The organism is Candidatus Flexifilum breve, from assembly GCF_016713355.1.
Window position 1 is genome coordinate 79,207 of sequence record NZ_JADJPI010000004.1, and the last position, 23,863, is coordinate 103,069.

Consider the following 23,863-nt stretch of genomic DNA (forward strand, 5'->3'; position numbering starts at 1 on the left):
ATGATGAATCTGTTCCGACGCATATTCAGCAACGACCCCAGCAAGCCAACGGCTGACTCTGGGACGCCGACCACCACACCCGCGCCGCAGCCGATCACCGAACTTAAGGTTGAAGCGCCGTACGAAGCGCCTACGACCGCACCGGATATCGCCCCGCACATCATTGCGGACGGTGCGACGCGCCCGCTGTCACAGGAATCCCTGCTCAGCTACCTCGGAAACGATCACCTGATCTTCGGTCAGTTGAGCGATGTGGGCATGGTGCGCAATAACAATCAGGATGCCGTGCTGTGCTATTTCGTCAGCAGCCGGAGCGCGGATGAGCGCCCGGATTTCGGGCTGTTCATGGTCGCCGATGGTATGGGCGGACATCATGATGGCGAAAAAGCGTCGGCCTTAGCCATCAAGACGGTCGCGGCAACGGTCGCCACGACGATCTGGCTGCCGATGCTCAGCGGGCAGACTGAAAACCAAGCGCCGATTACGGAAGCGCTGACCGAAGCAATCCAGAAGGCCAACGGTGATATCATGGTGCAGGTGCCGGACGGCGGCACAACGTTCAGTTCCGTGATTCTGATCGGGGATCTGGCGTATGTCGCCCACGTGGGTGACAGCCGTGTGTATATGATCTCGAAAGACGGGGTGATCGAGCAGCTCACCCGCGATCATTCGCTGGTGCAGCGGCTGATCGAGCTCGATCAGCTCACGCCGGAAGAGGCCGCCGAGCACCCACAGAAGAACGTACTGTACCGCGCGCTCGGTCAGAATGATGTTGTCGAAGTTGATACCATGTTCCGCCGCGTGCCGCCGAAGTCGAGTCTCGTGGTGTGCAGTGATGGGCTGTGGAATCAGGTGCAGGACAAAGAAATCGTCGACATCGTGCGCCAGAACAGCAACCCGCAAGACGCCTGTAACAAACTGGTGGCACTCGCCAACAAGCGCGGAGGTTTGGATAACGTCACCGTCGTGGTTCTGAACTTGCCAGGATAGCCTCTCGCCACTAGACTAGAGGTTGGACGTTAACTTTACTTAAGCTCACTAAGAGTTCGCTCGGATAGCGCGGCCTATGCCTGTCGACTTTGATCCCTATGTGTTGCTAGGCATCGCCCCAGATGCCTCAGAAGACGAGATACGTGATGCCTACCGGCGGGCAGCACGGCGACTGCATCCGGATACAAACCGGAATAATCCCGGTGCCGCCGCGCAGTTTCAGGACATCACCGCCGCGTACAACACGCTCAACAATGCACGTGAGCGGCGCGCCTATGATGACGAGGCGAAACTGCGGTCACCGGATGCGCTCACCTTCTCGCTGCGTGTGACGCCGAGCAAACGCAACATCTACCCGCTGAGCGAGACGCAGGTGGTGTACATGCTGGCTGAGATCCAGGCGGACCCGCGCGCTGAGGAAGTGCAGGAGCTCATTCGCGCCCAAACGCATTTGAATCTGACGCTCGTGCTCGACAAGAGCAATTCAATGAACGCGGGACGCATCGAACGGGTGCAGATCGCCGCGCACCGGATCATCGACCAGCTCGGGCCGCAGGATATTCTGTCGGTAGTGGCCTTCAATGACCACGCGGAACTCGTCATTCCGGCGACCACGGTAGCTGACAAACCGGCGCTCAAAGCGCGCATCAGCATGTTGAAGGCATTCGGCGGCACGGAGATTTACAAGGGTCTAGCGCTCGGCATTGAGCAAAACCGCAAATTCCTCGCGCCGCGCCTGATCAATCATGTCATTCTGCTGACGGATGGCAACACCTATGGCGATGAAGAACGCTGCCTCGCGCTGGCCGCGGAAGTCGAAAAAGAAGGCATCAGCATCAGCGCGATGGGCTTAGGGCACGAGTGGAACGACAAATTCCTCGACGACCTCGCCTCGGTGACGGGGGGCGCGTCAACGCACATCAAAACCCCCCGCACCGTCGTGCAGTTCCTGAATGATCACGTGCGCGGACTCGCCAACGGCTTCGCCGAACGCTTGATGATCTCGATTGCGCCAGATTTGGGCGTCAAGCTGGAATCGGCCTTCAAATTGATGCCAAACCCGCAGCCACTTTCAATTGACACGGGCTATATACCGCTCGGCAGCCTGCAAATCGGACGCCTGACGACGGTGCTTCTGCAATTTGAACTGCCCCCCGATATGACGGAGGGCTACCGCTCGATCGCGCGCATTGTGGCGGTCGGCGACATCATGACGAATGCGCAGCGCAAGTATCAGACACTGAGCGACATTTCGCTGGGGATCACACAAGCACCGGTCAATGAGGAAACGCCGCCCGCGATCATGGATGCGCTCGGACGGCTCACGCTGTACCGCATGCAGGAACGCGCGCAGGAGGCCATCGACCAGGGTAACATCGCCGAAGCGACCAGCCGCCTCGAAAAGCTGGCAACACGCTTGTTCCAGCTGGGCGAAGGCGAACTGGCCGAGGAAGTCCGGCAAAACGCGATTCATGTGCAAAACACGGCGGTGCTCTCCGATGAAGCGCGAAAAAATATCAAGTATCAAACCCGCACGCTCGTGAGCGGAATGATCCGTAACAGCGAACTCGAAAGTTAGGCAGGCTGTATGAAGGAGTGCCGGTTCTGCAAACATGCCAACCGCGAAGGGTTCTTCTTTTGTGAAGACTGCGGCCAACCGCTCGCCGAGGATAAGCCCACAACGGTGTTGACGACCCAGAAGATCGATGAGGAAGCTTACGAGTGGCGCACCAGCTACGGGACAGCCGAATTCAAGCCCGGCGCGAGCATTTTGCTGCGCATTGTCGGCACATCAACGCCGCTGGTGCTAAAGCCTGCTGACCAGATCACTATCGGACGGCTTGATGCCGAGCACAACATCAGACCGGATGTTGATCTGATGCCCTATGATGCGGTGGAAAAAGGGGTGTCTCGTATCCACGCCGTCATTGTCCGATCCGAAGACGGTCTGCTGCTTATCGACAAAGGCAGCGCGAATGGGACGCACCTCAATGGTCAGCGGCTCGTCGCCCAACAACCACGCGTCCTGCGGGATGGTGATGAGATTCGCCTCGGCAAATTGGTCGCTCGCATCTTTTTCAATACGTAGTTGATATAGGAACAAGCCGCTATGCAGACCGTTCTTGTCCATGTAACGAACGAAAATCCGATCAAGTGTGATGTTGATGAACTGCCCCGTCCGACCGATAACGTGTTCGTGGGTAAGAATGTGCGCGATAAAGCCGACAAAGACCTAGACAACCTTGAAGATGGCGTCAATACTCTGATCATTCCGTGGTGGCGGATCACCTTCATCGAAGTGCTGCCGTCGGCAGATGATATCGATGCCTTCCCGCTGCCGTTCCGCAATGATTAGCCGAGAGCTAAAGAGTGTAGCCTCACCCCTGCCCCCGCCTAAAGGCGTGGAATATAGTCGGGGTAGGAAGAAGGAACGTTATGACGAGTAAAGTCCCTAAAGCGACTGGACGCGACGGCAAACGCATCCTCGTAGTGGATGACGAACCGCGCATGATCAACTTCATCCGCATGAACCTCGAGCTCGAGGGGCATCAGGTGGTGGAAGCGCACAACGGACTTGAAGCGCTGGAAGCGGTGCGGACGAAGCTGCCCGATATTGTACTGCTCGACGTGATGATGCCCGAACTCGACGGGTTTGAAACGCTGCGAATGCTGCGCGAGTTCACGAACATCCCCGTGATCATGCTCACGGCGAAGGGTGAAGAAAACGACAAGGTCTACGGGTTAGAACTCGGCGCGGATGATTACATCCCCAAGCCGTTCGGCCCGCGCGAATTGTCGAGCCGCATCAAAGCGGTGATGCGCCGCTTCGACATGCCGTCCAGCTCGCCCGATCAGGCCGTGCTGCGCATTGACGAGCGGCTGAGCGTAGACTTCAACCGGCGCGAAGTGATCGTCAACGGCGAGCGGATCAAGCTGCGCCCGACGGAGTATCGCCTGCTCTACCACCTGATCGAGAACGCGGGCTGGACCGTGCCGCACGATCAACTGCTGGCGAAGGTGTGGGGCTACGAGTACCGCGACGAGGCGCATTACGTGCGGCTGTACGTCAACTACCTGCGCGAGAAGATCGAAGAAGACCCGAGCAACCCGAAATACATCCTCACGGAGCGCGGGGTCGGGTACCGGTTTGTCGATTTCAAGCGGCAAGTGGAGAAATAGGACTGAGGGATGAGGACTGAGGACTGAGTAAGAAGCCGCGTCAGCCTCCCGAAGAGATCGGCCTCGCCCCTACCCCCTCTCCCAAGAGAATTGAGGACAGGACACTTTTAACAATTGAGCCATTGTAGGGACGCGCTTCTGCGCGTCCGTGGTCAGCGGACGGCCAGAAGGCCGTCCCTACAACGTATCGTTTAAGGGAAGATGGTCTCGAAGCATTAAAACTATCCTGCCGTGAACCCAAGAGAGAGGGGGATCTGACCTCACCCTGATCATTGTCCGGATGTAGAGGCTAAATGTTCACTGGTGAAAGCAGTCGTTTCTTCGAGTTATACCTGGATATTCCTGAACAGGATGACGCTCCACCGATTGGATGGTTCCCGGGCGACGCGGTCAATGCTGACGGACACTACTACACGGTGGGTGCCTTTGGTCAAGGAACCTATTTCGAGTCGATCCCCTATGTCGCACTGAAGAACACGCGAATTTTCACACAACCAGATGACTTTGCCTTCAAAGCGGCTTCGTTCACACCCCTCGTCAGCCGACGGTTTGCGGATCTTGTGTGCAAAACAGATCCAACCGCTGTGCAACGCATTCCGGTAGCGTTTCTCGACACAGACATCACTGGTTTTGAAATTCTCAATATCATTCGCAGCATTCAAGGGATCGATTACGAACGTTCAGGACATATCAGCCGATTTAACGCGAATCTTGAACCAGATCGAGGTGGAGAGATCAAATCGATCATTGATCTCAAAATCCGGTCAGATGTCCCACAGGACTATCACATTTTTCGATTGCAGGATTGGCGGCTTCCAGTCATTGTTTCTGCCCACCTGAAGGCGCTTGTCGAAGCAAGTGGCTTTACAGGGGTTCGCTTTTTGCCGTGCTGATCGCGCCCTACTCATCGGTAACCGTGAGTTTCACCTCTTATACCGTTCCTACGTTTTTTTGACAGTCGTCATATACACCCCACCTATAATGAAGCTCGTAACGTAAAAAGAACGAGCTAAAAGGGAAAAGTTAAAAGTAAGGACGGCATAGAAGCTTTCCACTCTTAACTTTCAATTTCGGCTTTTAACTCCTGAATCAGGGGTGTAATGGATATGGCGAAAATTGTCGGTATTGACCTTGGTACGACGAACTCGGTGGTGGCGGTGCTGGAAAACGGCGAACCGGTCGTGATCGCCAGCGCGGAAGGCAGCCGCACGGTGCCGTCGGTGGTGGGCTTCACGAAGAATGGGGAACGGATCGTCGGGCAGGCGGCCAAGCGGCAAGCGGTGGTGAACCCGGAAAATACGGTCTTCTCGGTCAAGCGGCTGATGGGCAAGAACATCAGCGAGGCGGGCGCGGAGACGAAATATCTGCCCTACAAAGTAGAGGGCGGTTCAGCGAACGACGCGCGGATTCGCATTCCGGCGAATGACCGCACGTACACGCCGCAGGAAATCAGCGCGATGATCCTCGGCAAGCTGAAGAAAGACGCGGAAGCGTACCTCGGCGAGACGGTCACCCAGGCGGTGATCACGGTGCCGGCGTACTTCAATGACGCGCAGCGGCAGGCGACCAAAGACGCGGGCAAGATCGCGGGGCTGGACGTGCTGCGCATCATCAACGAGCCGACGGCGGCAAGCCTCGCCTACGGGCTGGATAAGAAGGAAACCGAGACGATCCTCGTGTTCGACCTCGGCGGTGGGACGTTCGACGTGTCGATCCTCGAAGTGGGCGACGGCGTGATCGAAGTCAAGGCGACGAGCGGCGATACACACCTCGGCGGCGATGACTGGGATCAGGTGATCGTCGACTGGCTGGCGGACGACTTCAAGCGCGAACAGGGCATCGACCTGCGCGGCGACCGGCAGGCGCTTCAGCGTCTCAAGGAAGCAGCGGAAAAGGCCAAGATCGAGCTGTCGAACACGGTGCAGACGGAAATCAACCTACCCTTCATCACGGCGGATGCCTCCGGCCCGAAGCACCTGACGGCGACACTCACCCGCGCGAAGTTCGAGCAGTTGAGCGCGGGGCTGGTAGAACGCCTGCGCGGCCCGGTCAACCAGGCGCTGAGCGACGCTGACATGAACAAGAGCCAGATCGACGAAGTGGTGCTGGTCGGCGGTTCGATCCGCATGCCGATGGTGCAGGAGCTGGTGCAGCAATTGATCGGCAAAGCGCCGAACAAGAGCGTCAACCCGGATGAAGTGGTCGCGGTCGGCGCGGCGATTCAGGCGGGCGTGCTCGGCGGCGAAGTGAAGGATGTGCTGCTGCTCGACGTGACCCCACTGAGCCTCGGCGTGGAGACGATGGGCAGCGTCATGACGAAGCTGATCGAACGCAACACGACGATCCCGGTGCGCAAGAGCGAAATCTTTTCGACGGCGGAAGACGGTCAGACGGCGGTGGATATCCACGTGCTGCAGGGCGAACGGCCGATGGCGGCGGATAACATGACGCTCGGTCACTTCCGGTTGGAAGGGATTGCCCCGGCGGGACGCGGGATGCCACAGATTGAAGTGGCGTTCGACATCGACGCGAACGGCATCCTTAACGTGACGGCGACCGATAAGGCGACCGGGAAGGCGCAGAAGATCACCGTGACGGCGTCGACGAATTTGAACAAGAACGAGGTTGACCGGCTGGTGCGCGAAGCGGATCAGAACCGCGCGGCGGACGAACAGCGGCATCAGTTGGTGCAGGCACGTAATGAAGCGGATGCGCTGGTGTATCAGGCGGAGAAATCGCTCATGACGCTCGGCGACAAAGTGCCAGCAGCGGATCGCAGCGCGATCGAAGAGCAGATCAACGCGGTCAACGAGGCGGTCAAGCGCGACGACGTGAACGCGATCAAGCAGGCGTCGAGCGCGCTGCAAAATGCGACCTACGCCCTGTCCCAGCAGATGTACGCGGCGGATAACAGCGCGAACGCGGGCGGCAGCTACAATCCCGAAGGGCAGCGGAATGGTCGACCGGAGGATGTGGTCGAAGGCGACTTCACCGAAGCGTAAATCGGCAAAAGCAGAAAATCGATCTAACGCAGAGAACGCGGAGAGCGCAGAGGAGAAGGTAAATACTCTGGTACTGTTTGCCTCTGCGGTTTTATTTGGCCTGGGGTTCGAGATGTTCGGCGCGGAGGGCGGCGAGTTCGTCGGTGACCTGCGCCAGCAAATCTGACTTGGCGTCTTCCGGCAGGAAGCTGGCGCGTACGCCGTTAAGCGCAATGTCTTCCGCCTCTTCCACCGTGAAACCAAGCTGATCAACAAGCGCAGTGAGTTCGTCCGCCAGCGTGGTTTTGTACATCAGCGGCATATCGGAACCGACCACCAGCGACACATTCTCGTCATAGAGGCGGCGCAGCGGGTAGTCGGCGAGCGCCGTGACCCAACCCTGCTTGAGCGCACGCGTCGGGCAGACGGCCAGCGTGATCGCCTGATCACGGAAGTCGTTGAGCGCTTCCGGTGAGCCGGCCACGCCCCACCCGTCGACGACGCGGTTGGGCACGAGGTGCTCCACCGCCTGCCGTACACCTTCCGCGCCCGCCAGTTCACCAGCGCGAACCACACGCGGAATTTCTTTCTTCTCCACCGCGCGGAACGCCCGTTCAAACGAGGGCAGCGCGGCCATATCTTCACGACCACTCAAGGCCAAGCCGATCACCCCGGCGCGTTTGGCAACGGCGGTGCTCACCCAGCGGGCATAGTCGTCAGCGCGGCGCGAGTCTTCACGAGGGGCGGACAGAATCCAGGCGATGTCGATGCCCCAGGCGCGCTTGGCGCGATCCCGGCCATCGTTGAGGGCGGCGAAGAATGTTTCGATCTGCGACGGCAGCTCGACGTAGAACGTCGGATTAACCATGATTTCGGCATAGCGCACGTTCTGCTTCGCCAGCCAAGTGCCGAGGTCATAGGCGGCACGCGTCAGGTCTTCGCCGTGGAGAAACCACGTGCTTGTGACCTTGAAAATGTCCTGCATGCGCTTGGGATCAGGCTGGTCAAGCAGCTTGATCCAGTCGTTGAAATGCTTAAGCGTTTCGGCGATGTCATTGCGATCCGCCAGCCCCACGAGACTGGCTTTCGGCAGCGCCCCTTCAAACTGGATCAGGACTTCGGCTTTGGGGATCGCCTGAAAGTAACTTGCGACCGACATAAATTTCTACCTCACTTTCCGGTAACGTTCTCTGGTTCGCGTTCATGTGTAGGCGTGTGGCTCGTCTGGATGGCCGTCTGGATGAGCCGCAGGAACAACGGGTGCGGCTGATTCGGACGGCTGAGAAATTCTGGATGGAACTGGCTGCCCACCATGAACGGGTGATCGGCAATTTCCGCGATTTCGACCAGCGTCCCATCCGGGCTGAGGCCGCTGAAGACCATGCCATTATCCTGAAAAGCCTGCCGGAAGTTGTTATTGAACTCAAACCGGTGGCGATGACGTTCCTGCACAGGCTGATCAATCGCGCCGACCGCGCTGTAGGCGGCAGCGGCGGCTGATCCGGGCGTCAGATGGCACGGATAGATGCCGAGACGCATTGTACCACCAAGATCGGTGATGCCGCGCTGTTCGATCATCATATCAATAACATGTGTATCGCCACTGCCTTCGAATTCAGAGCTGGTCGCATCTTCCACGTTGAGGACGTTGCGCGCGAATTCAATGCACATGGTCTGCATGCCTAGGCACAAGCCGAGATACGGAATTTTGTTATCCCGTGCAAAGCGCGCCGCCAGGACTTTACCTTCGACGCCACGATAGCCGAACCCGCCGGGCACGACAATCGCATCGACGCTGCGCACGAGATCCCAACCCTTGTCTTTTTCGAGGTCACCCGAAGGTATCCACACGATTTCCAGCTTGTGATCGCATTTACTGGCAGCGTGGAACAGCGCCTCTTTGACGCTCATATAGGCGTCGTGCAGTTCGACATACTTGCCAACAATGCCAACGCGCACCACCTCTTTGACTTCGCGCATGCGGCGAACCATCTTGCGCCATTCGTCCAACTGCGGCGCAGGCGGCTTGAGACCGAAGTGATCCATGATGAAATCGCCTAAGCCGAGGTCTTCGAGGATGAGCGGCACATCATACAGCAAATCAACGGTCTTGAGAGGTATCACCGCGCGTTCGTCTACGTCGCAGAACAACGCAATCTTGTTGACGACATCTTTGGTCACGTCGTGGTCAGTGCGGGCAATGATGACGTGCGGCTGGATGCCGATGCCGCGCAGTTCCGCCACGCTGTGCTGCGTGGGCTTAGTCTTGAGTTCGTCGGTCGCGCCGATGTGCGGCAGGAAGGTCACATGCACATAGAGCGTGTCAGCGCGATTCATACTCTGGCGAATCTGGCGGATGGCTTCGAGGAACGGGAGGCCTTCGATATCGCCGACCGTGCCGCCAACTTCGACGATGACGACATCCGCATTGTTCTCGCGCCCGACCAGCACGATGCGACGCTTGATCTCATTGGTGATGTGCGGGACGACCTGAATCGTGCCGCCGAGGTAGTCACCGCGCCGCTCTTTTTCAATAACATAACTGTAGACCTGCCCCGCGGTCACATTGCAGCCCCGGTTGAGGTTTTCGTCGATGAACCGTTCGTAGTGGCCGAGGTCGAGGTCGGTTTCCGCGCCGTCCGCGGTCACGAACACTTCACCATGCTGAAACGGACTCATCGTCCCCGGATCGACGTTCAGATACGGGTCAAGTTTCTGCACGGCCACTTTCAAGCCGCGCGCCTTCAAAATCGTCCCGATAGCGGCGGCGGTGACACCCTTCCCTACGGAACTGACCACCCCGCCGGTGCAAAAGATATACTTGGGATTCGCGCTCATCGTCTCCCCGAAAAGATCATACTCAGCGAATACAAGAGAAATTCCGGTGGGCGCAGGAGCGCCACCGCCTAGACACAGCCACAATACAAAAATGCGGCGGGGTGGATGAGTGCCCCGCCGAACTGACTTCTGTGAGGGTTAAGGTAATGACCTCGCTAAACGAGGCGTTCGAGATCGTCGGCGGTCCGGCGCATATCAAGAAGGATCAAACCGAGGCGCGCGCCTTCACGCACAAGAGTCGTCAACACCGCTTCTTCCCCGACGGACATCAGGATGACGAGTCCGTCTTCACCACGAATGTACACCTGATCCAGTTCACCGCGCCCGAGTTCCGAAGCAATTCGTTCGCCGAGCGAGAGCATCGCCGCCGACATCGCGGAGACACGATCTTCTTCAATGTTAGCAGGGAGCGACGAGGCCATCGCGAGTCCATCAACACTGACGACCGCTGAAGCTTCGATTTCCGGCGTGGTCGCCTGGAGGTCTCGAAGCCGATCAACCATCAACTCAGTCCGCGATCTTGGCATAGGGTGCTGCTCCTGTTCGGGGTCGATACTGTCAGAATTATTATACAGGAGGAGGTTCAAACGGCAAGTTAGGGTTCTTCAGATGATGAGCCGATCTGCGAGCGTAACGAGATCATTGGGGCTCACCGGCTTGATCAGCATGAGGTCAGCGAGCGCGGCTTCCGGCGCATGTTCAACTGTCGAATTGCCGCTGACGAGAATCACCTGTACATGTTTCATGGTGGAGGTGGCCCGCACGTGCTGCAGCAGATCTAAACCGCTCACGTACGGCATATTGACATCGAGGATGATCACATCCGGGAGTGGCTGCGTATTGAGGAAATCGAGTGCCCGCTGCCCGTCTGCCGCCGTGTGCACGGCATAGCCGCTTTTCTGGAAGACATACGAAAACAACTTGCGCAAGTCGGCATTATCTTCGGCAATCAGGACTCTTTTGGCATTTACGGGGGCAGCAGTTTGAATTTCAGCAGGCATCATTGAGATTCCACAAACACATCCGAATACCTTAATTCTAGACGCGTTTGTGGAACATCTCAACAGACAAGCATAAAGGTTTGGCCGTCAGCAACCCTACTCAGAGCACCAATTTCTGCTGATGCGCGATCGAGACAGCTTCGGTGCGGGTCGCCGCGCCGAGTTTGCCGAGAATGCTGCTCACATGGAACTTGATGGTCGATGAGCTGACCGACATGCGATCCGCGATTTCGGCATTGCTCAGGCCATCGACGAGCAGGCTGAGCACTTCGAGTTCGCGCTTGCTCAAGTTGTAGTCTTTGGGGCTGCGCTGCGTCTTGGCCTGAATGAGCATGCGGGTGGCTTCCGGCGCGAGCACCGGCGTGCCGTCATAGGCAAGACGGATCGCTTTAGCGAGGTCGGCAATCGAGACATCTTTGAACAGGTAACCGATGGCACCCGCGTTGAGCGCGTCCTGCACCAACTGCTTGTTATCGGTGAAGCTGGTGAGCGCGATAACCTGAATGTTCGGATTCGCATCCCGAATGACGCGAGTCGCATCCACGCCGCCCAAGCGCGGCATGATCATATCCATGAGGATCACATCAGGCTGGAGGCTGCCCGCGAGTTCGACAGCTTCTTCACCGTTGACCGCCTCGCCGACAAATTCCAGATCAGGAAATGCCTTGAGGAACACGGCGAACCCTTGCCGGACAACCTGATGGTCATCGACGATCATGATACGGATTTTGTGTTCATCGCTCATAAGACTGCGCTGCTCCGTTTTTCTGCAAATGGACCTGAGTGCCCTCACCCGGTACGCTAATAATGTCAAGTTCAAGACCGCTGGATTCGGCGCGTTCATACATGATGCGCAGCCCCATGTGGCTGGCAGATATGCCGCGCGCATCAAAGCCAACACCGTTATCGCGGATGTCCAGTTCCACCAAACCCGGCCTACAGTTCAATTCGACCGAGACGAAGGTCGCGCGGGAATGGCGCACAATGTTGTTCATAGCTTCTTGTGCGATGCGGTAAATGCTGACCTTCGTCTCTGGGTCGATGCGCTTGGCACACCCGGCGTTTTCAAACACGATCTCACCTTCCAGACGAGTGCGAAAGCTGTTGACAAGATACGTGAGCAGCTGGCTCAATTCGATCTCCGTGAGCGCGCCGGGGCGCAGTTCAACCAGCAGCGTGCGCATTTCGGCGAGCGCGCCTTTAGTCAACGCAGAGAGTTTATTCAGCCCCTTCATGACTTCGTCGGGATTGGTGTCGTACAGAATGGGGAGCGTTTCCGCGATGACGCTGGCTGAGAACAAGGTCTGGCTGACAGCATCGTGCAAATCGCGGGCGAGGCGCTGCCGTTCTTCCATGGCGACCAACTAGCGCGCCTGTTCAATCGCCTGCTCGCTGACCGTCTCCATGACCGGCGCGCAAATGATCCAGGCATCTTTGCCATGTTCATCCTGCTGGACCGTCATGGTGTTCTCGACCACGACATAATCGCCGTTCTTGATACGAACCCGGTAGCGGAGCGAAGTGGCCTGCCCGCTGCCCTGCGCGAGCTTCTGATACGCATCCAGCGCGATATGGCGATCATCGGGATGGACAAGCTGCACGGGAGTACAATCGCTCAGATCTTCCAGTACATAGCCGGTCAGTCGCTGAAAGAAAGGATTAAGGTAGACAAAGCGTCCCGCGACAGATTGGATCACGAGGGGATGACGTAAGCGGTCTGCCATCAGGCAGAAGTCTTGGAAGCGTATGAAAGAAGTCATTGGATCGTCGCTTAAACACCGTACACATATGCTAGTATAGCGGCTAATCGCCTCGAAAATTATCACAACCTGTGTTACACTCGACGGATACGCAGGTGTAAGGTGAACGCATGCCCGATCAGAATCAGGTCTACAATAACGCCCGTCCGCGCCAACGACTCGAAGTCGTCCAGAACGTCGCAGAACGCATCGTCCACAGCGTCAGCCAAGTGATTGTCGGCAAACGCAATGAAGTCCGCATGACTGTGCTCGGCTTGCTCAGCCAAGGACACATTCTGATTGAGGACATCCCCGGCGTCGGCAAAACCATGATGGCGAAAGCGTTATCAAAGTCGATTGGATGCAGTTTCAGCCGCATTCAGTTCACGCCCGATATGCTCCCATCAGACGTAACGGGCGTCTCCCTGTTCAATCAAGCGACCCGGCAGTTCGAATTCCGCGCTGGACCGATCATGGCGCAGATCGTCCTCGCCGATGAAATCAACCGCGCAACGCCGAAAACGCAAGCCGCGCTGCTGGAAGCGATGGAAGAAAAGCAGATCACGGTGGATGGCGTCACCTATGCGCTGGATCAGCCGTTCCTGCTGCTGGCAACGCAAAATCCCATCGAGTATGAGGGGACATTTCCGCTGCCAGAAGCGCAGCTCGACCGCTTCATCATGCGCATCCAGTTGGGCTACCCTACCCCACACGAAGAAATGAGCATTCTCACGTCGCAGCAGTATGAGCATCCACTCGCGAATGTGCTGCAAGTGGTCTCAGTCGAAGAATTGATCGCCGCGCAGAACGCGACGCGCCAAGTGTATGTGTCGGAATACGTCAAGCAGTACATCATCGCGCTGGTGAGCGCCTCGCGGCAGCACCCGGATGTGTACCTCGGCAGCAGTCCCCGCGGATCACTGGCACTGTTCCGCTGCGCGCAGACCCGCGCGGCGATGGCGGGGCGCGACGCAGTCGAACCGGATGACGTGAAGGCGCTGGCAGAAGCGACGCTGGCGCATCGCATCATCGTGGGGCCAGCAGCGCGTATCCGCGATATTTCGGCGCGCACCATCGTGCAGGACATTCTGAATGCGACGCCTGTCCCCGGCGGTTCAGCGCTGGGTATGCGCCCATAGCGTCGAACCCCATGCAAAATCGCCGCAACACGATCTATTTGCTGCTGATCGGCGCGCTGCTCACCGGGTTGTTCACGGGGCGCGCCATCTTCTTCAACCTTGCGTATTTGCTGGGCGGTTTGCTGATCGTCTCGCTGCTGTGGGCCTGGGTGTCGGTGCGCTGGGTGAGCGTCGCCCGCAAGACGCGGGCGCGCCGCGCGCAGGTCGGGCGCAACCTCGAAGAGGCGTTCGTCGTGCATAACCGGGCGTGGCTGCCCAAGTTGTGGTTGGAAGTTCGCGACGAATCCGAGCTGCCGGGACACCGCGCGAGCCATGTGGTGCCGTCGCTCGGCATCCGGGGCAAGTATCGCTGGTACGTCGAAACGCCGTGCCTGACGCGGGGTGAGTTCCGACTTGGTCCGTTGACGATTATGAGCGGCGACCCGTTCGGCCTGTTCATTTCGCCGCGCAAGTTCGCCGCCACCTCGCGCGTGACCGTGTACCCGGCGACCGTGCCGATCAGCCGCTTTCAACTGCCGATGGGTGTGCTCTCCGGCGGTGAGGCGCAGCGGCAGCGGGCGCAGAATGTGACGACCAATGCGGCGGGTGTGCGCGAATACGCCTCGGGCGACAGCTTCAACCGCATCCACTGGGCATCAACCGCACGCAAAGATCGGCTGATGGTCAAGGAATTTGAGATCGACCCGATGGTCGACATCTGGTTGTTCATGGATTTCTCGCGCGGATCCCTGGTCGAAGAGCCAACCGTACAGCGCCTTCGGGGGAACGGACCGGTTATTCCCAATGGGATCGGCATTCCGCCCTCAACCGAAGAATATGGCGTGGTGATCACGGCGTCGCTGGCGCAGCATTTCATCGAGCAGGAACGCGCGCTCGGGTTCGCGGCGTATGTGCCGCACCGCGAGGTGTATCAACCCGAACGCGGCAACCGACAAATGCTGCATATATTGCAGACGTTGGCCGTCGCGCGGAGTCTATCATCGTACACGCTCGGTCAAATGCTGACGCTGGAAACGCCCTACCTGACGCGCGGCACAACACTGGTGATCGTCACGTCGTCGCTGGATGCGTCGTGGATTGGCGAAGCGCAGATATTGGCGCGCAAAGGCATCCGCCCGGTGTGCGTACTGATCGATCCGTATTCGTTCGGCGGCGGCAGCAAAGTGGATGACACGCGCGCGATGCTGCGACTCGGCAAGATTCCGAGCGTGGTGGTGCGCAAAGGCGACGACATCGCCAATGCGTTGGCGCAGCCACTGAACTAAACAAGTTTTCGGCGAGTCATGAAGCGGACGCGATAAATCGCGTCCCTACAAAAGATATTTTCCCCTTCAGTAGCGCAGCACGTACTGGCGGTAATTGGCGACGTGTTTGTAGCCTTCCGCCTCCACCAACTTGAGCAGTTTGCGGTCGCTGCGCGGGATGAGCGCCCCAGCCGCATGCCAACCGCGCACACCGATCACATAGCGCGCTTGCTGCAGGACGCGGTCGGTGATTTCACCTTCGATCCAGATCGCAGTATCGTTGAGGCGATTGACCGTGATCAGGTAGGATTGGCGGTGATCGGCGACGGAACGCAGCTCTTTGAGCGGCTGATCACTGATATAGAGCGCGAGCACATCCGGCGACGGCTTATAGTCATTCTTCTCGAAGGCTTTCTCTGAAGCGACATTGCCGATACGCACCAGCGCGCGCGCCACGGTCGCATGGGCGGCGCGCCCCGCTTCAGTCGCGGCGGCAATGAGCGCCGTTCCCGTGCCGTGGCCATGATTTTTCGGATCGACGGCGAGCCAGTCGACTTCCCAGCGGATTTCGGCGTCGTCTTCGTCGCGCTGCGTGGCGAACGAATCGACAAAACCGATGATCCCGGCCTCGCCCCGCTCAGCAACAAAGGTCATATGTTTGGGAATCACGTTCGGGAAAACGTCAGGGTTATATTCTTGCCACGCCGCGCGTATAATTCGGGTAATTCCCGGCGCATCCGCGGGTTCAGCACGGCGAATGTGGGTGTTCATTGATTTAGGATTCTCAGTCATTGGCTTACCTTTACCTCGCAGTATTCACCAGCGGCATGACGACCCTCGCGGTCGAAATGCTGGCGTCGCGTCTGTTGGGCAGTGTCTTCGGCACAAGTAATCTGGTCTGGGCCAACGTGATCGGCTTGATGCTGTTATACCTGACCGTCGGTTATTTCGTCGGCGGGCGCTGGGCCGACCGTTCACCTCATTTTTCCACGTTTTATCGCATATTGGTATGGGGCGCATTTCTCAGCGCGGTAATTCCGCTGGTGGCGCGTCCGGTATTGTCGGCGGCGGCGACCGCGTTCAGCAACTTCGACGGGGCGCTGTCCATCGCATCGTTCGCCTCGGTGCTGGTGCTGTTCGCCATTCCCATCACGCTGCTCGGCACGGTGTCGCCGTTCGCGATTCGCCTGACGGTCGCGGACGCACAGTCAGCGGGCAAAACGGCCGGACGCCTATACGCGATTAGCACGCTCGGCAGTCTGGTCGGCACTTTCCTGCCCGTTGTGATCCTCCTGCCCGAACTCGGCACCTTCCAGACGTTTCTGCTGTTCGCGGGCGTGCTGTTTCTCGTCGCACTGATCGGGTTGTGGCGCGTAGAAGGCACACGGGCGCTGCGCTTTTTGTGGATGCCTGTGCTAATCGCAGTGCTGTCACTGTTCGTGCTGAACGGTTCGCCCCTGCGGGCGGCGGCGGAAGGCGCGCAACTAATCTATGAGGATGAGAGCGCGTACAACTACATTCAGGTGCAGGAAGATGCCGCGGGCAACCGCTACCTGTATCTGAACGAGGGGCAAGGCATTCACAGCCAGTGGCACGCAACCCAGTATGCCTACGGGCGCACGTGGGACTTCTTCCTGACCGCGCCATACTTCAACCCGGACACCCAGCCCGACGATGTAGAATCGCTGGCGCTGATCGGGTTGGCGGCGGGGACGATTGCGCGGCAGTACACGCACATCTACGGTGACATTCCCATTGACGGAATCGAGATCGATCCGGCGATTGTGGAAGCGGGCGCGCGCTACTTCGACATGAACCCGGAAGCCATGCCGAACCTGAATGTGATCGTCGAGGATGGACGCTACGCGCTGAATCAACTCGAACGGCGCTACAGCGTGATCGGCATCGATGCTTACCGTCCGCCATATATCCCGTGGCAGTTGACGACCGTCGAATTCTTCAGCGAAGTGCGCGATCATCTACTGGATAACGGCGTGGTCGCGATCAACGTAGGGCGCACCGATACGGATCGGCGGCTGATCGACGCGCTGACCGCGACGCTGCTGCAAGTCTACCCGACGGTGCACGCGATGGATGTCCCCTACTCGTTCAATACGATCCTCGTCGCGTCCGTGCAGCCCACGACCAGCGAAGACTTCATTCGCAACGTGGCGCTCATCCCACAGGACGCGCCGGATGACCTAAAAACGACGCTCAACCTCGCGGTGTCGGCGCTCGTCCCGGTGACAGCGTCAGAAACAATCTTCACGGACAACCGCGCCCCAGTTGAAACAATGGTCGACTCGATGGTGCTGAATTTCCTGTTTGGTGGCGGCGTGGAGCAGCTTAGATGACGGAGACGACCGAAGCGCAGCGCATTGATCGCCCAGCACTGCGTTGGTTGGCGCAAGCCTACTTAACGATCATCCTCGCGCCGCTGATTGTGCTGCTGATCGTGCGCATCGTCATGACGCCCGCCTTCCTGTATTTCGAGTACACGCGCCCCGGTTTCCCTGATGACCCCTATTGCTTCACAACCGAAGAACGTATGAACTACGCACCGTATACGCTGCGCTATCTGCTCAACGGCGAGGATGTCGAATACCTCGCGGATTTAACGCTGAATGATGGGCGCGCTATGTATACGCTGCGCGAACTCCAGCATCTGCGTGATGTGAAGCTGGTCACGCAAATCGCGTTTGCAGCCGCGTTGATCGGCGCGGTGCTGGCGCTGGTCGCCCTGCTCTACCTGTACTATCGCGGCGCGGCGAATCAGGTGGCGATGAGCATCCGCAATGGAGCGCTGGTGACGGTGGCGCTGCTGGTCACAATCGCGCTGACGGCGGTCTTCAATTGGGAGTTCTTCTTCACCGGCTTTCATCAACTGTTCTTCGAAAGCGGGACGTGGCAGTTCTACTACTCGGATACGTTGATTCGCCTGTTCCCGGAACAATTCTGGTTCGACGCGGCGATCACCATCGGCGGGTTGACGATCCTCAGCGCGATCACCCTGTTCTTCATCACGTATCGTGTTAAATCCGCCTAAAAATTTTGACAGCCCGCGGACGTGGTGTTACTCTCTTTGATCAGTGTATGGCGGGTTACGACTAGATGAACCTGGCAAATGCGCTCCAAAAGTGGTTTACGGTGGGGCTGGGAGTTAAGCGCTGGCTGCTGCTCCTCGCACTCGGAATCGGAATCATCGCGCTAAGCCTCGCCTTTGCGATTTTGGAGCTCGCGCAGCCCACGCTGGCGGCGCGCAGTGTGCCAAGCATCGGTTGGCTGGAAATTGGCGCAGGCGTATTCGTGGGGCTGCTGCTCTGCGGGATTGCCGAAATCAAACTGTCGCGCAACATCCTCGCGCCATACCGGAAAATGGTTCAGGGTCGAGTGATTGACGCCGTGTACCGACACAGCATGACGCAGAAGGGCATCAAGGTCGTCGCCGTTGGCGGCGGTACCGGCCTTCCGTCCGTGCTTAAAGGGATGAAACCGTACACAGGCAATATCACAGCAATCGTCACCGTCGCAGATGACGGCGGAAGTTCCGGGCGACTGCGCCGCGAACTCGGCGTGCTCCCTCCCGGCGATTTACGCAATAACATCGCCGCGCTGGCCGATGACGAAAGCCTCATGACCCAATTGTTTCAGTATCGCTTCAACAGTGGTGATCTCGGCGGACACGCCTTCGGCAACCTGTTCATCAGCGCGCTGGCGGGCGTGACAGGCAGCCTCGAAAAGGCGCTGATCGAGACCGAACGCGTCCTCAACATTCAGGGGAGCGTACTTCCGGCAACGTTGGAAGATGTCACCTTAGTCGCGAATGTGCGACTGGCGAGCAAGACCCGCCTGCTGACAGTGCGCGGCGAGTCAAACATCACCGAGGCGGGCGGCGTGATCGAGAAACTCTCGGTCGAACCGGCAGACGCCGAAGCGTATCGCGGCAGCGTACAAGCCATTTTGCACGCGGACATCATCTGTCTGGGTCCGGGCAGCCTGTACACGAGCATCCTCCCCAATATGTTGGTCAAGGGGATTGCCGAGGCGCTGCGGGCAACATCCGCTTACAAGGTGTACATCTGCAATATCGCGATGCAACCGGGAGAAACGAGCGGGTATACGGTGGCCGATCACGTGCTGGCGCTGGAGCGCCACATCGGGCGCGGTGTGTTTCAAGCCGTGCTGGCTAACAATGCCTATCCGTCGGAGAACGCCGGGGCGAACACGCGGTACGTGCAGCCTGCGCCGGAGAACCACGAAATATTGCAGCGATACCAAGTGCATCACACCGATCTAGTGGACTCTGATCGCCCTTGGCGGCATGACCCGCAAAAACTTGTACGGGCGATCTTGTGGCTGAGCGAAACGGAGCGTTCCGGTGGAACGCCGCCCAAAATGTCCATCGCTCAAGTGCCGTAATACGTAAGGAGACAGCAAACATGGCAATTCGTGTAGGTATCAACGGTTTCGGTCGCATCGGTCGTCAGGTCGTGCGCACTCTGCGTGAACGTTATGCTGGCGAAATCGATCTCGTCGCTTTCAACGATCTCGGCGATCTGGATACGATGACGCATCTGTTCAAGTATGACTCGACCTATGGCCGCTATCCGGGCACGGTCGAAAAAGGCAACGGCTCGATCATCATCGACGGTGACGAACTGAAGGCGCTGGCGGAAAAAGACCCGGCGAAGCTGCCGTGGGGCGACCTCGGCGTGGACATCGTCATTGAAAGCACCGGCCGCTTCACCGACAAAGAGACGGCGGGCAAGCACATTGAAGGCGGCGCGAAGAAGGTCATCATCTCCGCCCCCGCGAAGAACGAAGACATCACCATCGTCATGGGCGTGAACGAAGAACAGTATGACCCGGCCAAGCACACGGTCGTGTCGAATGCCTCCTGCACCACCAACTGCCTCGCGCCCGCCGCGAAGGTGGTCAACGATGCATTCGGCATCAAGCACGCGCTGATGACGACCATCCACAGCTACACCAACGATCAGCAGCTCCTCGACCTGCCGCACAAGGATCTGCGCCGCGCGCGCGCTGCCGCTCTGAGCATGATCCCGACGACGACGGGCGCGGCGAAGGCCGTGTCGCTGGTCGTCCCGGACCTGAAGAACAAGTTCGACGGTTTCTCGGTGCGCGTTCCCACCCCGACGGTCTCGCTGGTCGATTTCGTCGCCGTGCTGAACACCCCCACCGATACCGCGACACTGATCGCGAAGTTGGAAGAAGCCGCGAATGGCCGCATGGCGGGCATCCTCGGCGTGTCGCACGAACCGCTGGTTTCCATCGACTACAAGGGCGACCCGCGTTCGAGCATCATCGACGCGATGTCGACGCAGGTGCTCGATGGCACGCTGGCCAAGGTCGTGACCTGGTACGATAACGAATGGGGTTATTCGTGCCGCGTGGCCGACCTCACCAAGTACATGGGCGACCGCCTGTAACACTCAACCTCACCCCACCCCCTCTCCAAATGGAGAGGGGTGCTTGCTAAAGGCGCGCCCCCGTCACACTGGGAGAGCTGCGCCTTTTTTACGCAACACACCCAACTGCCTATCCCGTAGGGGCACGGCACGCCTTGCTCCTACCATCAACAGGAGACACAACCATGAACAAAATGAACGTGCGAGACATCGATCTGAAGGGCAAACGCGTGCTGGTACGCGTGGACTTCAACGTGCCGCTGGACGGTGACAAGATCACCGACGATACGCGCATCCGCGCCGCCGTGCCCACGCTCAAGTACATCCTCAGCCAGGGACCGAAGTCAATCGCGCTGATGTCGCACCTCGGTCGTCCGAAGGGTGGTCCCGATCCGAAGTACTCGCTCAAGCCCGCCGCGGCGGCGCTGGAAGCCCAGCTCGGCGTGCCGGTCAAGTTCGCCAGCGCGACGGTCGGCCCAGAAGCGGAAGCGTTGGTCGCGGAAGGCGGCGTGATTCTGTTGGAAAACACGCGCTTCTACCCGGTCGAAGAGAAGAATGACTTCGAGCTCGCCAAGCAGATGGCGGCGCTTGGCGACGTATTTGTGATGGACGCGTTCGGTTCGGCGCACCGCGCGCACTCGTCGACGGTGGGCGTGACGCAGTTCCTGCCGTCGGTCGCGGGCTTCCTGATGGAAAAGGAAATCGACTATCTGGCGAACGCGGTCGAAAGCCCGAAGCGTCCGTTCGTGGCGATCCTCGGCGGCGCGAAGGTGTCGGACAAGATCGCGGTCATCGAATCGCTGCTTACCAAGGCCGACAAGGTGCTGATCGGCGGCGGTATGGCGAACACGTTCTTCAAGGCGCAGGGCTACGAAATGGGCAATTCGCTCGTCGAAGCGGATGCGATTGAAACGGCGAAGTCGCTGCTGGCCAAGGGCGGCGACAAGCTCGTGCTCCCGGTTGATGGTGTGCTCGGCGACAAGTTCGCGGACGATTCGCAGGTGCAGACCGTCGACGTTGGCACGCCCATTCCGGCGGGCTGGTCGATGTACGATGCGGGGCCGAAGACGATCGAACTGTTCGCCAAGGTGATCGGATCGGCGCAGACGATTGTGTGGAACGGCCCGATGGGCGTGTTCGAAAAGAAGCCGTTCGCGGCGGGCACGAAAGCGGTTGCGCAGTTGGTGGCGGATCGCACCAAGCAGGGCGCGGTGTCGATCATCGGCGGCGGCGACTCGGTCGCGGCGATTGAGGATGCCGGTCTCGCAGACCAGATCACGCACATTTCGACGGGCGGCGGCGCGAGTCTCGAGATGCTCGAAGGCAAAGTACTGCCCGGCGTCGCGGCGTTGAAGGATAAGTAATCTGCGCCCCCTAGTGGGACAACAACCTCACCCCTAGCCCCTCTCCTAGAAGAGAGGGGGATTTGCCTCACCCCTGCCCCTCTCCTTTAGGAGAGGGGTTTTATTTTGCAGTGGCAAACATTCGTTACAATAGAAGAGGATTCGGGCAGGCCGATGGAGCACGCATGGAACAAGTCGGGGCTTACGAGATCAACGCGGTGGTGGGACGCGGCGGCATGGCGACCGTCTACAAAGCGTATCACCGCCGCCTCAACCGCTACGTCGCGATCAAGATGATTCATCAGGGCATGCACAATGATCCGGCGTTTCGCGGACGCTTTGAACGCGAAGCGCAGATCGTCGCCCAACTGGAACATCCACACATCGTCCCCGTGTACGACTTTTCCGAACACGAAGGCAACCCGTACCTCGTCATGAAGTACATTGAGGGTCGGTCGCTGAAAGACATCCTGAGCGCCGGGGCGCTCGCCATCGGCGACCTGGTCAAGATCATCAAGCCGATAGCCGCGGCCATCGATTACGCTCACAGTCAAGGTGTGCTGCACCGCGACATCAAGCCATCAAATATTCTGCTCGACAAAACGGGTGTCCCGTATCTCTCCGATTTCGGGCTGGCGCGGTTGGCGCAAGCGAACGAAAGCACCCTGAGCGCCGACATGGTGATCGGCACGCCGTTCTACATTTCCCCGGAGCAGGCGCTCGGCAAAGGTGAAGTAACCGCGAGCGCGGATCTGTACTCGTTCGGCGTGGTGCTGTACGAGCTGATCACGGGGAAAGTGCCGTACAGCGACGGCACCCCCTACTCTATCATTCACGATCACATCTACCGCGAGCTGCCCCTGCCGAGCGCGATCAACCCGAATGTGCCGAAAGCAGCGGAAGCGGTGCTGCTGCGGGCGCTCGCCAAAGACCCCACCGATCGCTACCCGACGGCAGCGGTACTCGTTGGCGAACTGGAAACAGCGCTGGCGGGCGAGAACAGCCTGGCGCTGCGGCAGGAAGTACGGCACGGCGCTAACGAAACGCTGGCTAAACCGCGCGCCTTGCTGCCCATCGAAGCGAATGTCGCGACCACCATCGAGAAAGCCGCGCGCGCGCCCAAGCAGCGATCGTGGGGGCTCATCGCGGCGATCAGCGTGATCGCGGTGCTCGTGCTGGTGATCGCCGGGCTGCTGATCCGCGGGCGACTGCTCGCACGGAATGCAACCGCGACGGAAGTCAGCACCAGTACCGAGATCGGCGCGGGCACCTCTGGCCCGGTCGCGACCCGCCCGCCGCCCCTACGACCGATTACCCTGTATGATGTCCCCGCGCTGCGACTGCCGGACGCCCGGACTAACCTGACCAGCAACCCAACCGATCCGCTGGCTTACCTCGCGCTGGCGCGCGCGCTGATGGAACAGCGGCGGCTCACCAGCCAGACAGAGGCGCTGCAAACAGTCGTCGATGGGCTGGCGTATGCTGATGATCCCGTGCGCTACGCGCTGACGGCGGGGCAACTGGCGCAGGATACGGGACGACAGGAAATCGCCTTTGAGATTTATCTGGAAGCGATTCGGCGGGCAGAAGGCACTGACCTATATCCGGCAATCCGCGAGCAAGCGGGCGCCCCCGCGTACCGTATCGCCAGCGATGAGACCTTCCCGCGGGTGGTGATCATGGCGGAAGTCACGCGGGCGGTCGAAGCAGAAGATTCGCCGCTGGCACTGAGTCTGCTGGCGCGGGTGCTCATCGAGAATGGGAACGCAGAACTGGCGAATGCCGCGCTCGGACGGGCACTCACGCAGAACAGCGCGCTCGCTGAGGCGCATCTGGTGCTCGGAGAACTGTACGCCCAGCAGAACCGCGCGGGGGATGCTCGTGCCGAGTGGGAAGCAGTGCTCGCCAGCCCAGATGCACCGGGTTGGGCCAGACAACGCGCCTCGGCATTGCTGCAAAGCGCGGTACAATAAGCGGCA

Annotated in this window: 23 protein-coding genes; 15 read left to right on the forward strand and 8 right to left on the reverse strand. The window is 59.1% G+C overall.

Annotation, left to right across the window (positions count from 1 at the left end; genetic code table 11):
- The 7 genes from IPK17_RS01025 to dnaK all read left to right on the forward strand — a co-directional run bounded on the left by IPK17_RS01025 (position 1) and on the right by dnaK (position 7,172).
- Positions 1 to 990: a PP2C family protein-serine/threonine phosphatase gene (locus IPK17_RS01025; RefSeq protein ID WP_343415809.1), complete on the forward strand. Its 990-nt coding sequence runs from the start codon at positions 1 to 3 to the stop codon at positions 988 to 990.
- A 76-nt stretch (positions 991 to 1,066) separates the two neighbouring features.
- Entirely contained in the window at positions 1,067 to 2,569 is a 1,503-nt protein-coding gene (locus tag IPK17_RS01030) for a DnaJ domain-containing protein (protein WP_343415810.1), read from the forward strand.
- A gap of 9 nt (positions 2,570 to 2,578) precedes the next feature.
- Complete coding sequence (locus IPK17_RS01035; protein WP_343415811.1) at positions 2,579 to 3,079, forward strand: double zinc ribbon and FHA domain-containing protein; 501 nt, start codon at positions 2,579 to 2,581, stop codon at positions 3,077 to 3,079.
- 21 nt (positions 3,080 to 3,100) lie between these two features.
- Entirely contained in the window at positions 3,101 to 3,346 is a 246-nt protein-coding gene (locus IPK17_RS01040) for a hypothetical protein (RefSeq protein ID WP_343415812.1), read from the forward strand.
- Between the two features lie 80 nt (positions 3,347 to 3,426).
- Positions 3,427 to 4,170, forward strand: coding sequence for a response regulator transcription factor (locus IPK17_RS01045; RefSeq protein WP_343415813.1), 744 nt, complete (start codon positions 3,427 to 3,429; stop codon positions 4,168 to 4,170).
- 293 nt (positions 4,171 to 4,463) lie between these two features.
- Positions 4,464 to 5,063 (forward strand): imm11 family protein, encoded by a 600-nt coding sequence (locus IPK17_RS01050; protein ID WP_343415814.1) that lies wholly within the window; start codon positions 4,464 to 4,466, stop codon positions 5,061 to 5,063.
- A gap of 213 nt (positions 5,064 to 5,276) precedes the next feature.
- The gene (gene dnaK, locus IPK17_RS01055) at positions 5,277 to 7,172 is read left to right on the forward strand and encodes a molecular chaperone DnaK (protein ID WP_343415815.1); all 1,896 of its coding nucleotides are present in this window, start codon (positions 5,277 to 5,279) and stop codon (positions 7,170 to 7,172) included.
- Between the two features lie 91 nt (positions 7,173 to 7,263).
- Here dnaK and IPK17_RS01060 read toward each other — a convergent pair whose 3' ends face one another.
- From IPK17_RS01060 to IPK17_RS01090, 7 genes are all read right to left on the reverse strand, one after another.
- Positions 7,264 to 8,310: an adenosine deaminase family protein gene (locus tag IPK17_RS01060; RefSeq protein ID WP_343415816.1), complete on the reverse strand. Its 1,047-nt coding sequence runs from the start codon at positions 8,308 to 8,310 to the stop codon at positions 7,264 to 7,266.
- A gap of 11 nt (positions 8,311 to 8,321) precedes the next feature.
- Entirely contained in the window at positions 8,322 to 9,989 is a 1,668-nt protein-coding gene (gene pyrG, locus IPK17_RS01065) for a CTP synthase (protein ID WP_343415817.1), read from the reverse strand.
- Positions 9,990 to 10,144: 155 nt separating this feature from the next.
- Positions 10,145 to 10,516, reverse strand: a complete 372-nt coding sequence (locus IPK17_RS01070; protein WP_343415818.1) for a roadblock/LC7 domain-containing protein — start codon at positions 10,514 to 10,516, stop codon at positions 10,145 to 10,147.
- 78 nt (positions 10,517 to 10,594) lie between these two features.
- A complete protein-coding gene (locus IPK17_RS01075) occupies positions 10,595 to 10,993 on the reverse strand; it encodes a response regulator (protein ID WP_343415819.1) in 399 nt (132 codons plus the stop codon).
- Positions 10,994 to 11,090: 97 nt separating this feature from the next.
- Positions 11,091 to 11,735, reverse strand: coding sequence for a response regulator (locus IPK17_RS01080; protein ID WP_343415820.1), 645 nt, complete (start codon positions 11,733 to 11,735; stop codon positions 11,091 to 11,093).
- A complete protein-coding gene (locus tag IPK17_RS01085) occupies positions 11,725 to 12,345 on the reverse strand; it encodes a sensor histidine kinase (RefSeq protein WP_343416579.1) in 621 nt (206 codons plus the stop codon). Before IPK17_RS01085 ends, IPK17_RS01080 begins: the two co-directional genes overlap by 11 nt.
- Positions 12,346 to 12,354: 9 nt before the next feature.
- Entirely contained in the window at positions 12,355 to 12,714 is a 360-nt protein-coding gene (locus IPK17_RS01090; RefSeq protein ID WP_343415821.1) for a PAS domain-containing protein, read from the reverse strand.
- Between the two features lie 146 nt (positions 12,715 to 12,860).
- On the opposite strand from IPK17_RS01090, the gene IPK17_RS01095 reads away from it, so the two are divergent.
- Positions 12,861 to 13,868 carry an AAA family ATPase gene (locus IPK17_RS01095; RefSeq protein WP_343415822.1) on the forward strand — a complete coding sequence of 336 codons (1,008 nt, stop codon included), beginning with the start codon at positions 12,861 to 12,863 and terminating at the stop codon, positions 13,866 to 13,868.
- A gap of 11 nt (positions 13,869 to 13,879) precedes the next feature.
- On the forward strand, positions 13,880 to 15,133 hold the full coding sequence (locus IPK17_RS01100; RefSeq protein ID WP_343415823.1) for a DUF58 domain-containing protein: 1,254 nt from the start codon (positions 13,880 to 13,882) through the stop codon (positions 15,131 to 15,133).
- A 66-nt stretch (positions 15,134 to 15,199) separates the two neighbouring features.
- Here IPK17_RS01100 and IPK17_RS01105 read toward each other — a convergent pair whose 3' ends face one another.
- On the reverse strand, positions 15,200 to 15,883 hold the full coding sequence (locus tag IPK17_RS01105; protein ID WP_343415824.1) for a GNAT family N-acetyltransferase: 684 nt from the start codon (positions 15,881 to 15,883) through the stop codon (positions 15,200 to 15,202).
- A 20-nt stretch (positions 15,884 to 15,903) separates the two neighbouring features.
- Here IPK17_RS01105 and IPK17_RS01110 point away from each other — a divergent pair, with 20 nt between their 5' ends.
- From IPK17_RS01110 to IPK17_RS01135, 6 genes are all read left to right on the forward strand, one after another.
- A complete protein-coding gene (locus tag IPK17_RS01110) occupies positions 15,904 to 17,466 on the forward strand; it encodes a spermidine synthase (protein ID WP_343415825.1) in 1,563 nt (520 codons plus the stop codon).
- Positions 17,463 to 18,158, forward strand: a complete 696-nt coding sequence (locus tag IPK17_RS01115; RefSeq protein WP_343415826.1) for a TIGR01906 family membrane protein — start codon at positions 17,463 to 17,465, stop codon at positions 18,156 to 18,158. Before IPK17_RS01110 ends, IPK17_RS01115 begins: the two co-directional genes overlap by 4 nt.
- 65 nt (positions 18,159 to 18,223) lie before the next feature.
- Positions 18,224 to 19,531, forward strand: a complete 1,308-nt coding sequence (locus tag IPK17_RS01120) for a gluconeogenesis factor YvcK family protein (RefSeq protein ID WP_343415827.1) — start codon at positions 18,224 to 18,226, stop codon at positions 19,529 to 19,531.
- A 20-nt stretch (positions 19,532 to 19,551) separates the two neighbouring features.
- Entirely contained in the window at positions 19,552 to 20,562 is a 1,011-nt protein-coding gene (gene gap, locus IPK17_RS01125; protein WP_343415828.1) for a type I glyceraldehyde-3-phosphate dehydrogenase, read from the forward strand.
- Positions 20,563 to 20,726: 164 nt separating this feature from the next.
- Entirely contained in the window at positions 20,727 to 21,905 is a 1,179-nt protein-coding gene (locus tag IPK17_RS01130) for a phosphoglycerate kinase (protein ID WP_343415829.1), read from the forward strand.
- Between the two features lie 164 nt (positions 21,906 to 22,069).
- On the forward strand, positions 22,070 to 23,857 hold the full coding sequence (locus IPK17_RS01135; protein ID WP_343415830.1) for a serine/threonine-protein kinase: 1,788 nt from the start codon (positions 22,070 to 22,072) through the stop codon (positions 23,855 to 23,857).
- Positions 23,858 to 23,863 lie beyond the last annotated feature (6 nt).

Bases quoted from the DNA above. Each gene is read 5' to 3' on its own strand.
- IPK17_RS01075 (WP_343415819.1), bottom strand. From the start codon at position 10,993: ATGATGCCTGCTGAAATTCAAACTGCTGCCCCCGTAAATGCCAAAAGA.
- IPK17_RS01105 (WP_343415824.1), bottom strand. From the start codon at position 15,883: ATGAACACCCACATTCGCCGTGCTGAACCCGCGGATGCGCCGGGAATT.
- pyrG (WP_343415817.1), bottom strand. From the start codon at position 9,989: ATGAGCGCGAATCCCAAGTATATCTTTTGCACCGGCGGGGTGGTCAGT.
- IPK17_RS01035 (WP_343415811.1), top strand. From the start codon at position 2,579: ATGAAGGAGTGCCGGTTCTGCAAACATGCCAACCGCGAAGGGTTCTTC.
- IPK17_RS01070 (WP_343415818.1), bottom strand. From the start codon at position 10,516: ATGCCAAGATCGCGGACTGAGTTGATGGTTGATCGGCTTCGAGACCTC.
- IPK17_RS01120 (WP_343415827.1), top strand. From the start codon at position 18,224: ATGAACCTGGCAAATGCGCTCCAAAAGTGGTTTACGGTGGGGCTGGGA.
- IPK17_RS01025 (WP_343415809.1), top strand. From the start codon at position 1: ATGATGAATCTGTTCCGACGCATATTCAGCAACGACCCCAGCAAGCCA.
- IPK17_RS01040 (WP_343415812.1), top strand. From the start codon at position 3,101: ATGCAGACCGTTCTTGTCCATGTAACGAACGAAAATCCGATCAAGTGT.
- IPK17_RS01100 (WP_343415823.1), top strand. From the start codon at position 13,880: ATGCAAAATCGCCGCAACACGATCTATTTGCTGCTGATCGGCGCGCTG.
- IPK17_RS01095 (WP_343415822.1), top strand. From the start codon at position 12,861: ATGCCCGATCAGAATCAGGTCTACAATAACGCCCGTCCGCGCCAACGA.
- IPK17_RS01050 (WP_343415814.1), top strand. From the start codon at position 4,464: ATGTTCACTGGTGAAAGCAGTCGTTTCTTCGAGTTATACCTGGATATT.
- IPK17_RS01115 (WP_343415826.1), top strand. From the start codon at position 17,463: ATGACGGAGACGACCGAAGCGCAGCGCATTGATCGCCCAGCACTGCGT.
- IPK17_RS01090 (WP_343415821.1), bottom strand. From the start codon at position 12,714: ATGGCAGACCGCTTACGTCATCCCCTCGTGATCCAATCTGTCGCGGGA.
- IPK17_RS01045 (WP_343415813.1), top strand. From the start codon at position 3,427: ATGACGAGTAAAGTCCCTAAAGCGACTGGACGCGACGGCAAACGCATC.
- gap (WP_343415828.1), top strand. From the start codon at position 19,552: ATGGCAATTCGTGTAGGTATCAACGGTTTCGGTCGCATCGGTCGTCAG.
- dnaK (WP_343415815.1), top strand. From the start codon at position 5,277: ATGGCGAAAATTGTCGGTATTGACCTTGGTACGACGAACTCGGTGGTG.
- IPK17_RS01135 (WP_343415830.1), top strand. From the start codon at position 22,070: ATGGAACAAGTCGGGGCTTACGAGATCAACGCGGTGGTGGGACGCGGC.
- IPK17_RS01130 (WP_343415829.1), top strand. From the start codon at position 20,727: ATGAACAAAATGAACGTGCGAGACATCGATCTGAAGGGCAAACGCGTG.
- IPK17_RS01060 (WP_343415816.1), bottom strand. From the start codon at position 8,310: ATGTCGGTCGCAAGTTACTTTCAGGCGATCCCCAAAGCCGAAGTCCTG.
- IPK17_RS01080 (WP_343415820.1), bottom strand. From the start codon at position 11,735: ATGAGCGATGAACACAAAATCCGTATCATGATCGTCGATGACCATCAG.
- IPK17_RS01085 (WP_343416579.1), bottom strand. From the start codon at position 12,345: ATGGAAGAACGGCAGCGCCTCGCCCGCGATTTGCACGATGCTGTCAGC.
- IPK17_RS01030 (WP_343415810.1), top strand. From the start codon at position 1,067: ATGCCTGTCGACTTTGATCCCTATGTGTTGCTAGGCATCGCCCCAGAT.